The organism is Flavobacterium zhairuonense (genome assembly GCF_004352915.1).
In the GTDB taxonomy this organism is placed as follows: Bacteria; Bacteroidota; Bacteroidia; order Flavobacteriales; family Flavobacteriaceae; genus Flavobacterium; species Flavobacterium zhairuonense.
In genome coordinates, this window is the sequence record NZ_SJSY01000073.1 from 154111 (window position 1) to 166001 (window position 11891).

Below are 11891 nucleotides of genomic sequence, written 5' to 3' on the forward strand. Positions count from 1 at the left end.
TCCTTGATTAGTTTTCAGGATTAGTTGGGTTTGCTTTAAGATATTCTGCTTCTGAAAGCGCGATGGTTTTCACATCATCAAAAAATACAGTTCCATTTGTTTGTGCTAATGCCAGCATGATTCTTATTTTTTTTGCTTCAGCTGGAATTTTTATGGTTTTTTTGAAAAAGGTCCAATTTGTAGAACCTGTTGCTTGGCCAATTCTTTCAGTATTAATTTGTTTATCAGCCGAATTGGTAAATTCAACTATTATGGCGCCACATTTATAATCTTCTTTTTGAGCTTCTATTGCATCAGATTTTATCCAGGCGCTGCATTCCAAAGCGAAAGTATTTTTTGGCAAAGTAATTATTTGATCTAACGCTTTCCATTCTGCACCCACAAATTGATTAATTGCGGCACTATTTTTCCCGAATTTTTTTTCAAGTGGAGAAAGTGCGGCATTTTCTTCGCCTCTCCAATTAAGAAGACCAGTTTCAAACCCTCCGTTTTTTACTAAATTGGTTTGTGCATTTGTTATTGTAATTAGAAATAACGAACAAAAAAATAATAGTGTTTTCATAATCAATATTTTAATTCAATTAAATGCTTTAGATATATTTTCTAATCTGGTATCCTCTGAATAAGCTCTAAACAGGCTCTGCTATTATGATACGGGCATTTCCAGAAACCAGCTTTGTCTTTTTCGATTAACGAATAGTCTTGATAAATTCCCCAAAACCATTCTCCGTTTTGTTTGTCGATAATATGTTTTTTGGTGAAATCCCAATTTTTAAAAACAATGTCTAAATACGTTTCGTCATCTGTTAATTGGTAGGCATTATAAAAACCGATTAAAGCTTCTGCCTGAACCCACCAATGTTTTTCGGCAATCAAGTCATTGTTTTCTGGATCTAATTCGTACCATAAACCGCCGTCAGAATCCAAACCTTCCTTCGTCACTTTGGCCATTAAAACAGCATGTTTTTGATAACGTGAAATCAAGCTTTTGTCTTCAGATATTTCGGCACATTGCAATAAAAGCCAAGCAGCTTCAATATCATGGCCATATGAAATTACATCTGGTTTTTCGACCCAGTTTTCATCAAAAAACAAACGTAAATGCCCAGTTTGTGTGTTGATAAAATGCTTGTGGATAGTTTCAAGCAATCCAATAATATTACTTTGAAGTGTTTTGTCTTTCCAGACTTTGAACAAATTGGCGTAAGCTTCTACAATATGCAAATGTGTATTCATTGTCTTTTTTTCGTTGGCATCTTTTTCGCTTAGACGCAAATCATCAATATTTTGCCAATCGCGTGTGAAGGCTTCAAAATAGCCTTTGTTTTCAGAGTCGTAACTATGTTCCTGAATTTTTAAATATAAATTGATGGCTATTTCTAAAGCTTTTTCATCTTTAGAAATAGCATAATATTCAGATAATCCATAGATCGCAAAAGCCAAAGCATAAATTTGATTTTTAGTGTCTTTAGGAGTTTTGTCCGCGTTTATGCTCCAAAATAATCCTCCAAATTCGGCATCATAAAAATATTTGGAAAGAAATTCAAAGGCCCTTTTAGCCAATTCTTTATGTTCTTCATTTTTGGTAACCTGATAACTTGCAGAAAAAGACCATAAAATTCGGGCATTTAAAACCGCACCTTTTTCAGAATTAGCAATGATATGATCATTAAAATCAATTTGGCCAATAAACCCTCCGTTTTGATTATCGATCGTATGTTTTGACCAATATTTTAAAATAGCGTCAAGTTCTGCTGAAAGTTCAGATTTTAGTTGCTTTAGTTTTGCTGACACGACGAATTATATTGCGTTATTTTTTTCAATTTGGCTGATGATTGTTTTTACTGAACCTGCAGAAATAAAAGTGTCTTCTGGGGTATTTGTAACATAATCAATTAGTTTTGCAACTGATGAAACTGCTACATGCATTCGTGTGTCTGATGACGCATAATAGATGTAAACTGTTCCGTCAGCATCTTCGATCCATCCGTTTGAAAACAATACATTTGATACATCGCCAACTCTTTCAATTCCTTCTGGTCCCATGAAATGGCCAGCTGGAACATGCGTTACTTTTGTAATATCATTCAAATCAGTCATGAACATGTAAAGTGTATAACGCAATCCTGCTGCGGTATTACGAACGCCATGTGCCAAATGCAACCAGCCTTTTTCTGTTTTGATAGGAGCCGGGCCAAGACCGTTTTTTAGTTCGTAAATAGTGTGGTATTGTTTTCCGAAAATGATTTTTTCTTCTTTTACAACTGGATTGGTCATATCTTCAACATATCCTAAGCCGATTCCGCCTCCTGAACCTACATCAATAAAACCGTCTTGCGGGCGTGTGTATAAAGCATATTTTCCGTTTACGAATTCCGGGTGCAAAACTACATTTCGTTGTTGTCCTGTGTTCGAAATTAAATCAGGAAGTCTTTCCCAATTTACTAAATCCTTAGAGCGCACAATTCCTGCATTGGCTACAGCCGAACTTGTATCGCCTTTTGGAGCTTGTGGATCTTTTCTTTCGGTACAAAAAATACCATAAACCCAACCGTCTTCATGATTAATCAAACGCATGTCATAAACGTTTGTATCTGGATCTTCCGTTTGCGGAATTACGCATGGTTTTTCCCAAAATTTGAAATTATCGATTCCGTTTGGACTTTCTGCGATAGCAAAAAATGATTTTCTGTCGATTCCTTCAACGCGCACGGCAAGTAAATATTTTCCATTCCATTTCATTGCACCAGCGTTGAAAGCCGCATTCACCCCGATTCTTTCCTGCAAAAACGGATTTGTTTTTTCGTTTAAATCAAAACGCCAGTTCAAAGGCACGTGAGCTGCAGTAACAACAGGATTTTGATAACGCTGATAAATTCCGTTTCCTGCATTTTCTTCAGGAGCATTTTTTTGCTCGATGAGTGTTTTATGTTCTTTTTCTAATGCTGTTTTTCGATCTTGAAAACCAACTGAAGATGCTATTGTTGTCATATATTTTTATTTCTGTATCTGATTTATGTTTAAATTTTTTGGTCTCTTTTTTCGTTTAAATCTTGTTCTATCGTTTGCAGTTTTTCTTCAGATAAAGGGTAGAATAGGATAAAAGCGACTGATATTGCGGCTGCGATTGCAGGAAGTATGCTTAACATTAATTGAATTCCGTGTTGTGCTGTGGCGGTTTGTTCAACATTGGCTTGAAAGCCATAATAACCCAAAAGCCATCCAGCTCCAGCGCCACCAATTGTCCATCCAAATTTTTGAGACATCGATGAAGCTGAAAATACTAATCCAGTAGCTCTTCGTCCTTGTTTCCATTCTGAATAATCAGCGCTGTCTGCATACATTGACCAGATTAATGGGAAAATGCAACCCGCACAAATACTGATTAAAAGTTGAAAAGTCATAATCAAGAAGATATCTTCTTTTCCGAAGAAATAGAAAATGATGCTTAAAATTGAAGCCAAGGCCATTGCGCCAAAAAAGGTTTTTTTCTTCCCGATTTTGTTTGCAATCGGCGTTGCCAAAATCACTCCGATAATATTTGCAGCTTGACCCAAAACCAAATAAATAGAAGTTGGTGTCATATGAAAATCAGTTCCAAAAAGTGAAAAATCGAAGTTGATAGAGCTGCTTACATAATATTTGAAATAATAAACGGCCGCGCCATCTCTGATAGAATTAAAGACTAAAGTTCCAATTCCTGCGCCTAATAGAATCCACCAAGGACGGTTCTGCAGCAAATCTTTTAAGTCCTCTTTTAAATTTGATTCTTCATTTTCAATTGGTTTTACTCTCTCTTTGGTAAAGAAAAAACAAGCCCAGAAAAATGCCGTTGTAATTAATCCGAAAACGGCAATTGTTATTAACCAGCCTGTTTTTGAGCTCAGGCTTCCGCCAAAGTAATTCACCAAAGGTTCTATCAGCCAAAGCGCCAAAAGACTTCCTCCAAAGGCAAAAACCATTCGGTATGAAGATAAAGTGGTTCTTTCTTTTCGGTCAGACGACATTACGCCCAAAAGTGAAGCGTAAGGAACGTTGATTAGCGAGTAAATCATCATCATTAATGAATAGGTTACATATGCATAGATGATTTTTCCTTTTTCATCAAAGTCTGGCGTATAAAAAGTCAAAACTCCAATTACGGCAAAAGGCACGGCAACCCACAATAAATAAGGTCTGAATTTTCCCCATTTGGTTTTTGTCCTGTCGGCAATGATTCCCACAATAGGGTCAAAACAGGAATCCCAGATTCTTGTAATTAAAAACATGGTTCCTACGACAGCAGGCGCTAATCCGAAAACATCGGTATAGAAAAAGAGAAGATACATGCTGAAAATTTTCCAAAACATGGATGATGCAGCGTCTCCAAGACCGTAACCGATTTTTTCTTTTAAATTAATTTTGTCGTGCATTGAGTTTCTTTTAATGGTTGTAATTTAGATTTGGTTGTTATTTTAAAGCTTTTTGAATGTCTTTTTCAAACAGTGTTTTATCAAGATTGTAAAAATCTCTAAAATCTTGTTCACTTGTTTGTCCTGAAAACGGAGCGTAATAGTGCATTTTTTGTTCTTTTTCTTGCCAACCGTGATTTCTCCACAGCAAGACATATGATATTTTGTAATCGCCAATGGCTTTGTTTAAAGTTCCTGTCCACCATTTAGGATCTGGAATTGCTTCATAACCAGCCTCGGCAATGGCGATTAATTTGTGTTTTTCTGAACCAATTTCGTTTAAAACTTTAAGTTGCCTCTGAACTTCATCAATGAATTTTTTGCCGTTTTTGTCATCATTGTTTTGATAACTGTCAAAACTCAAAATATCGGCATAATTGTCGCCGGGATAACTCGCAAGAAAATCTTCTTTTGTGCTAAAACTGCTTGTGTTGTAAATGTAAATTAAGTTGTGAACGCCCTTATTTTGAAGGTATTCAAAAGTGAATTTCCATAAAGCTTTGAATTCTTCAGGCGTACAATTCCCTTTTCCCCACCAAAACCAGCCTCCAGTAAGTTCGTGATAAGGTCTAAAAAGTATCGGAATGTTTTTTCCATTTTTATCTTTTAAAGACAAAAAGAAATTAGAGGCTTTGTCCAGCCAAGAAGTAAATTTTTTATGATTTTCGCCGCCAGGCAAAATGGTTTTTATTGCATTTGGGGTATTGTCCCAAGCATTTTTTCCGGTTGCAGGATTGTCAAAATGCCAGCTTATTGTCGAAATTCCTCCACGTTCATTTGCTTGTTTTATGTATTGTTTCATTTTGTCAAAAGGAACTCCGTCGATATTTTTAGAATCGTCTTTTTCCAAACCTGCAATATCCCATCCATAAACTGCTGGATAATCTCCCGCTGTTTCTTTTACATCACTTCGGCCGTTTTCATACTTCCAGTTTACGCCATAAGCAAGGTCGTCTTGATGTCCGAAAAGGTACCCTTTTTGAATCAATTGGTTTAGTTTTTTGAATAACAAAACCGTTTCAGGTGTCGCTTTTTTATCTGAAAGTGACAAATTAGTATTACTTACAATACTTTTTGAAGAGCATGAAGTTCCTATAATTACAGTTATAAAGACAGCAAGTACGTTTTTTTTCATTTGGTTTTTTTGTGTAATCTGCACAGAATTAGGTTTTGAAAGCGTGATTTTTGCAGTGCAAATTTCAATCTATAATTCGGCATTGTTTTCTAGATAAAATTATTAAAACTATAAAAAGATATTCTATAAAAAATGATTAATGTTTATTATTAATAGGGTTTTTATAAAATTGATAATTCTATTTTTCAAAGATAATTGGATGTTTATTCTGTAATTAATATTATTTTATCAATTATATATCATATTATTGCAAACAAAAAATGACCTATTATTTCATGAAATAGTTTTAAGATATGAGCAACGCTAAAAATTTTTATAGAGAAATCGCGCCGCTTTCGGCTGGAGATAGTTTTTTGGTTTTTGATAGAGTTAAAGATAGTTTTGATTTTCCGGTTCATTATCATCCGGAATTTGAGATCAATTTTATCTTGAACGGAAAAGGAGTGAAGCGTGTTGTTGGCGATAATATTGAAGAAATCGACAATGTTGAATTGGTTTTAATTGGCCCAAATTTATATCACGGATGGGAACTGAATAAATGTACTAGCAAAAAAATCCACGAAATCACGATACAGTTTCATAATGATTTGTTTCATGAATCTTTGCTTTCGAGACGAATCATGAATCCGATCCGAGATATGTTTAACAGGTCTATTCACGGGATTCTTTTTTCAAAAAAAACAGCCGAAGAATTGACGCCAAGGCTTGTGAGGCTTTCTAAATTGGATGGAATGGATTATTTTTTGGAAATCACTTCCTTATTATATGATTTAGCAAATTCCAGAAATCAGCGTTTGCTTTCTACGTATACAGTAGATTATGATACGTTTGATGATTATGATAAAATGAAGTTGGTTTATGAATATGTTCAGAAAAACTTTGCCGATAAAATCACATTAGAAGATGCTGCAAATGTGGCAAGCATGTCTATAATTTCATTTAACCGATTTATTAAAAAACGCACCGGAAAAACTTTTGTCAATTATATTAATGATATCCGAATAGGATATGCGGCACGATGGCTTGTTGAGAAAGATATGAGTGTTTCTGAAGTCGCTTTTAAATCTGGTTTCAATAATATCGCCAACTTCAATCGCAGTTTTAAGGCTACAAAAAATTGTACTCCTAGTCAATATCGCGAAGAATTTTCGGGATTGAAACGTATTTTATAATGATACTTTTTTTTCACAAACAAATATTATTTTTAACGAAATCGTTTGCTTTTGGCAAATTCGTTCATTTTTATTTATAAGAAGTGCTTATTAAAAGGGCGCTATTGCGAAAAATGCAATTAATGTTTGTTTTTATTTTCATATATGTTTTTTTAAGGAGATATAGTAAAAATATTATCATTAAATGATATAATATTATCGATTTGATGTTTTGTTCTGTTATAGATTTGTTAAATAATTTAGAAAATAAATCACACCCTTTTTATTACTTAATTATGAGTAAAACAAATTTAAACTAACCAAACATTTATTATGAAAAAACTAATGACTAACTTTATTCATTGGAATGCTAACCACAGAGCAGTTCCTTTGATTTTATTCTTGTTACTGACTAGTAATTTTATTACTGCTCAGGTAAAAATATCAGGAGTAGTTTCTGATGACAAGGGATTGACCATTCCTGGGGCCAACATTTCTGTTGTTGGCACAAAAACTACTGCCTCAACAGATTTTGATGGTAAATACACGATAGACGCTCCTGCAAACGGAGCTTTATTAGTTTCATTTATTGGATTTGATTCTCAAAAAATAGCTATTGGCGGCAGAACAAAAATCAATGTTACACTGCAATCTAGTTCAGAAGATTTAAAAGAGGTAGTTGTAATTGGTTACGGAACTCAGAAAAAGAAAGACGTAAACGGTGCAATATCTTCAGTAAAATCAACAGATATTGAAAATTTAAAACAAGTTTCTATAGACCAGATGCTTCAGGGTAAAGCGGCTGGGGTTTCGGTAACAAACAACTCAGGACAGCCTGGAGGTGCGGCTTCTGTAAGAGTTCGTGGAACTACTTCTATTACAGGAACAAACGAGCCTTTGTATGTAATTGATGGTGTGCCAATTTCTGGAGATGCAACTGGAAAATCAACAAGTGGTCAGACTTTGGCAGGAAAAGATGGTTTTTCTTCTTCAGGAGGAAGTGGAAATAATGCAATGAGCCCACTTTCTATGATTAATCCAAATGACATTGAATCTATGGATATTTTGAAAGATGCTTCTGCAACAGCAATCTATGGATCTAGAGGTGCAAATGGTGTAATCATTATCACGACTAAACAAGGTAAAAAAGGAACAGGAAAAGTATCTTATGAAAACTATACTTCATTTGCTACTGTTGCAAATAAATTAGACGTTTTGACTTTGCCTGAATATGCGACTTTAAAAACAAATTTGGCGAAATTATGGGGCTTCCAAACGCGTCAGGAATTTTCTCATCCTGAATTGTTAGGACCTGGAACGAATTGGCAAGATGAGGTTTACAGAACAGCAATTTCAAACAGCCATCAGTTATCGTTTTCTGGTGCGAAAGATGGAACAAGCTACTATTTGTCTGGAAGTTATTTAGATAACGAAGGAACTATCATCAACTCTGGTTTAAAAAGATATACAGTAAGATTGAATTTAGATTCTAAAATCAAATCTTGGTTGAGAGTTGGAGGAAACCTTACAGGTGGTATCACAAATGAAAGAATTACAGTAAACCAAAGTTTCTCTGGTTTGATTTCAAATACTTTATTGCAGTCGCCTGATATTCCAGTTAGAAATGTAGATGGAACTTTTGCCGGACCACCGACATCAGAACAAAGTGTTACGTATTATAATCCAGTTGCTGAAGCTTTAACTAGAGATAATAAATTGATTAGAAAAAATTTCCTTGGAAATGTATATGCTGAGGCTGAAATTGTTAAGGGTTTGAAATACCGTATCGAGTTAGCTGCAAATACTGAGTTTTCTGAAAATGACGATTTTAGACCATCGTACAAATGGGGAAGCCAGACCAATTTATTAGCCGATCTTGATGTAAGAAGACAAAATTGGTATTCTACAAACATCAAAAATTTATTGACTTACGATAAAACTATTGGGAAGCATAAATTCACAGTTTTAGCTGGTCAGGAAGCTAACGATTCTCATTGGGAAGGTTTGATTGCATCAGCGCAAGGCTTCAAAACCAATTCAATTCATACAATTAATTTAGCTGATGTAGATAATAATACAGTTACTCAATATAAAGGTAGCGCATCACTTTCGTCTCTTTTTGCTCGTATTATTTATGATTTCAATGATAAATATAGTATTACAGCTTCGATCAGACAGGACGTTTCGTCTAAATTTGACCCAACTACAGACAATCAAAAAGGTGTTTTCAATGCGATTTCTGGTTCTTGGAGATTATCTAGCGAGCCTTTTATGGAAGGAACACGCAAATATATTGACAATATTAAATTTAGAATTGGTTACGGAGAAACTGGAAATCAGCAAATTCCAAACAACAGTTATTCTGCAATGTTAGGAACTCAAAATTCAGGATTAGGAAGCGGATTTTTACCGTCAAATTATCCAAATCCAAATTTAGTTTGGGAATCATTAAACCAAACCAATATTGGTATCGACTTTACTTTGTTTGACAGCAAACTTTCTGCAAGTTTTGATGTTTATGATAAAAAATCAGAAGGTTTCTTGTTTCAAGTGCCATTGCCACTTTACTTAACTGGAGGTGGAGGTCAATACGGAGGAGTTTCTGCACCTTATTCTAATTTAGGTACAATGAGCAACAAAGGTTTTGATTTGACTCTTGGCTATGATTTGAGATCTACAGGAAATTTCAATTGGAATGCTTCAATGGTGGTTTCTCATTACAAAAATAATTTGGATGAAATCGCAAACGGAATCGTTTTGACTCAAGAGGTTAATACAAATGGATATCAACCAGTTGTTGTTACTAATACTACAGTTGGAAATCCAATTGGTTTGTTCTACGGATATAAAACAGACGGAATTTTTAAAGATCAAGCAGTTTTAGATAAAGCGCCGCTTCAATTTGGGCAGGCTGTTGGAACTGGAGCCGGAGAAACTTCACTTGGAGATGTAAAATATGTTGATGTAAATGGCGATGGAAAAATTGATGCTGCTGATAAAACTTTCATCGGAAATCCGCATCCAAAATTCACTTACGGTTTTACAAATAATTTCAAGTATAAAAATGTAGATCTTTCTATCTTCCTTCAGGGATCATACGGAAATGATGTTATGAACTTGACGAAAAGAGCAGGAACAACTAATGCTTCTTTGTATGACAACCAATTAGTTGATGCAATGGATTATTATTCTTCTACAAACACGGCAAGTAATAATCCAAGACCACTTGCTGATGCTTCAAATACTAACTTGCTGATTTCTGACCGTTATGTTGAAGATGGTTCTTATTTGAGAATTCAAAACGTTACGCTAGGATATTCTTTGCCACAGGATGTTATTTCAAAATATAAAATTTCAAGATTAAGATTATACGGATCTGCTCAAAATTTATACACGTTTACTAAATATTCAGGTTACGATCCAGAGATTGGTTCATTTAATCAAAATGTGCTTTTATCAGGAATTGACAACGGAAGATATCCAATTGCAAGAACGTTTTTAGTTGGTCTTAACTTAGAATTTTAAAAATTAAAAAAAAATGAAAAAGAAATCTTTTTTAAATAGATATAGTTTGCTTTTAATAGCAACAGCATTTCTGACTTTTGCGTCATGTTCAGATGATTTTACAGACAGACCTTCTGAAGATGGAATAAGTTTGGATTCATATTACAGCACAAACGATCAGGTTTCATCTGCAACAAATGGTATGTACAGCAGAACTTGGTTTCAAATGTATAACAAGTTTTGGTGGGCTCTTGAAGTAGGTTCTGGAAACATGTATTCTGGTTCTCCTGACGTAAGCGGATTAAGAACATTTTCACTAAACGGGAGTGATCCTGAGCTAGTAAACGGTTGGTCGTCATTATGGGCAAATGTGCAACAGTCTAATATGATTATTAACTTTTTGGCTGCTAGAGTAGGTCCAGACGTTGATAAAACAGTTTTGGACAATACAGTTGGAGAAGCTTACTTTATGAGAGCTACGGCTTATTTTGATTTGGTAAGGCTTTGGGGTCCAGTGCCAATTATCGAAAACCCGCTTGATTATACAAGCAATCCTTATGTAAATACAAATACAGTTGCTGATATTTATAAATTAATCACAATGGATTATTTAAAAGCAATTGAATTGTTGGCTACTAAAACTAGAGGAACTAATTATGCTAATAATGGACACGTTTCTAAAGGTTCTGCAAGGGCAATGTTGGCTAAAGTGTATTTATACCAAAAAGATTATGCAAATGCAAAAGCAATGGCAGAAGCTGTAATCAGTAGCGGAGAATTTAAATTGTTAGGAGGTGATCAATTGCCAACGAAAAGTTTTGGCGATTTGTTTACTTATCCAAACAATAATAACGAAGAATCTATTTTTGCTATTCAATGGAAAGGCGACGGAGCTTATGGTTCTGCAAACAACTGTAACACACAGTTTGGATTCCAAGATGGGACTTTGTCTACATCAAATGCTTCTTATGCAGGAGTTTTTGGTCCAAGCCAAGAAGTGCTTCTTTCTTTATATGGAGCAGGAGATTTGAGAAAACATGAAACAGTTATGGTAGGCGGGGATTCTTATCCAAATATCAAAACTACTCAAGGTATTGGTTTTACAGTTCCAACTGGAAAAGATTTGGCTCAGGCATCTGGTGGTGGAATTAAAAAATACTGTATTGGTATTGTAAACGGAAGTGCTACCGGTCAAGCCGATGCATGGGCGATGATGGATAATAATACATATGTGATGCGTTATGCTGAGTTGCTTCTTATTCACGCTGAAGCAGTTTTAGGAGCAAATGCAAGTACTACAGATGCTAGCGCTTTAAGCTCAATTAATGCTGTGAGAAAGAGAGCAGGTTTGGCAAATTTAACGTCAATTACTTTTGATGATATCTTTTTAGAAAGAAGAAAAGAATTGTGTTTTGAAGGTGATTATTGGTTTGATCTAGGCCGTATTGACAAAAACAAAGCTATCGCAATTATGTCGGCTCAAAATAGAGGAGACAGATATGGCGAACGTCATTATACGCCAGTTTATAGTGAAGATCATGCAACAAATGACTTCTATATGGACTATCCGGACAATGAGGTGGCTAAAAATCCTAAGTTATTGCAAGCGCCAGTTCCGTACACTTTTAAATAATTACTTAAAATTTGACA

At 34.8% G+C, this 11891-nt stretch carries 8 protein-coding genes; 3 read left to right on the plus strand and 5 right to left on the minus strand.

Annotated elements, in window-relative coordinates; all coding sequences use genetic code 11:
- Nucleotides 1–7: 7 nt before the first annotated feature.
- From EYY60_RS12855 to EYY60_RS12875, 5 genes are read right to left on the minus strand one after another with little or no spacing between them, the layout of a single operon-like run.
- Nucleotides 8–562, minus strand: coding sequence for a hypothetical protein (locus EYY60_RS12855; RefSeq protein WP_132989719.1), 555 nt, complete (start codon nt 560–562; stop codon nt 8–10).
- A 41-nt stretch (nt 563–603) separates the two neighbouring features.
- Nucleotides 604–1794, minus strand: coding sequence for an AGE family epimerase/isomerase (locus tag EYY60_RS12860; RefSeq protein ID WP_132989720.1), 1191 nt, complete (start codon nt 1792–1794; stop codon nt 604–606).
- Nucleotides 1795–1800: 6 nt separating this feature from the next.
- Nucleotides 1801–2991: a glycoside hydrolase family 130 protein gene (locus EYY60_RS12865; RefSeq protein WP_132989721.1), complete on the minus strand. Its 1191-nt coding sequence runs from the start codon at nt 2989–2991 to the stop codon at nt 1801–1803.
- Nucleotides 2992–3020: 29 nt separating this feature from the next.
- Complete coding sequence (locus EYY60_RS12870; protein WP_132989722.1) at nt 3021–4412, minus strand: MFS transporter; 1392 nt, start codon at nt 4410–4412, stop codon at nt 3021–3023.
- A gap of 37 nt (nt 4413–4449) precedes the next feature.
- Nucleotides 4450–5586: a glycoside hydrolase family 26 protein gene (locus EYY60_RS12875; RefSeq protein WP_132989723.1), complete on the minus strand. Its 1137-nt coding sequence runs from the start codon at nt 5584–5586 to the stop codon at nt 4450–4452.
- Nucleotides 5587–5879: 293 nt separating this feature from the next.
- Between EYY60_RS12875 and EYY60_RS12880 the strand changes: the two genes are divergently transcribed.
- From EYY60_RS12880 to EYY60_RS12890, 3 genes are all read left to right on the plus strand, one after another.
- On the plus strand, nt 5880–6758 hold the full coding sequence (locus EYY60_RS12880) for an AraC family transcriptional regulator (RefSeq protein WP_026728055.1): 879 nt from the start codon (nt 5880–5882) through the stop codon (nt 6756–6758).
- Between the two features lie 312 nt (nt 6759–7070).
- Nucleotides 7071–10262: a SusC/RagA family TonB-linked outer membrane protein gene (locus EYY60_RS12885; RefSeq protein ID WP_132989724.1), complete on the plus strand. Its 3192-nt coding sequence runs from the start codon at nt 7071–7073 to the stop codon at nt 10260–10262.
- 13 nt (nt 10263–10275) lie between these two features.
- Nucleotides 10276–11874 (plus strand): RagB/SusD family nutrient uptake outer membrane protein, encoded by a 1599-nt coding sequence (locus EYY60_RS12890; RefSeq protein WP_132989725.1) that lies wholly within the window; start codon nt 10276–10278, stop codon nt 11872–11874.
- Nucleotides 11875–11891: the final 17 nt, after the last annotated feature.

Bases quoted from the DNA above. Each gene is read 5' to 3' on its own strand.
- EYY60_RS12855 (WP_132989719.1), bottom strand. From the start codon at position 562: ATGAAAACACTATTATTTTTTTGTTCGTTATTTCTAATTACAATAACA.
- EYY60_RS12865 (WP_132989721.1), bottom strand. From the start codon at position 2,991: ATGACAACAATAGCATCTTCAGTTGGTTTTCAAGATCGAAAAACAGCA.
- EYY60_RS12870 (WP_132989722.1), bottom strand. From the start codon at position 4,412: ATGCACGACAAAATTAATTTAAAAGAAAAAATCGGTTACGGTCTTGGA.
- EYY60_RS12875 (WP_132989723.1), bottom strand. From the start codon at position 5,586: ATGAAAAAAAACGTACTTGCTGTCTTTATAACTGTAATTATAGGAACT.
- EYY60_RS12880 (WP_026728055.1), top strand. From the start codon at position 5,880: ATGAGCAACGCTAAAAATTTTTATAGAGAAATCGCGCCGCTTTCGGCT.
- EYY60_RS12885 (WP_132989724.1), top strand. From the start codon at position 7,071: ATGAAAAAACTAATGACTAACTTTATTCATTGGAATGCTAACCACAGA.
- EYY60_RS12890 (WP_132989725.1), top strand. From the start codon at position 10,276: ATGAAAAAGAAATCTTTTTTAAATAGATATAGTTTGCTTTTAATAGCA.